The 433-nt window shown below is 53.8% G+C and carries 1 protein-coding gene; it reads right to left on the bottom strand.

Annotated elements, in window-relative coordinates; genetic code table 11:
- On the bottom strand, window positions 1–433 hold a 433-nt coding region (gene traO / locus GVL05_RS19870), incomplete at both ends, for a conjugal transfer protein TraO (protein WP_159574250.1).

The following is a 433-nucleotide window of genomic DNA, read 5'->3' as shown; positions in this document are numbered from 1 at the left end:
TTCATACACAGGCGCGACAAACTGGATGCCTATGAGTTGGTTACGGTCAACCGTAACCTGCTTAATCGGCAGGCGGGCTGCATCGTCGGCCAGGACACGCCCTGCTTGCTCACCCATCCCGCCAATAATGGTACCGGCAACCGCTTTGCCATCAGGTGTACCAGTTGAACGATATGCATTCACGCCGTCAGTGATAATCATCTGCGAATTGCTGTCCGCATACAGCTGACCAGTTCGGCCTAATCCGTTAGCAACAGCCGGCAGAATAATACGGCTGAACCAGCGGTTATTTACATTTGAGGAAACGGCCGCGCGCAACGAGTCGGAAGCCACGCCATACGCATCGACCTTACACTGCACTCCGTTCAGCTCCATGCCGGTGAAGTGAATTCGAATACCATCGCCGGCAAGACGGTTTTGGCCAGAATAGAAT

Origin of the sequence: Curtobacterium sp. 18060 (assembly GCF_902706105.1) — a bacterium.
Classification (GTDB): domain Bacteria; phylum Actinomycetota; class Actinomycetes; order Actinomycetales; family Microbacteriaceae; genus Curtobacterium.
The sequence above is the reverse complement of the archived record's forward strand: the minus strand, read 5'-3'. Positions and strand labels throughout refer to the sequence as shown.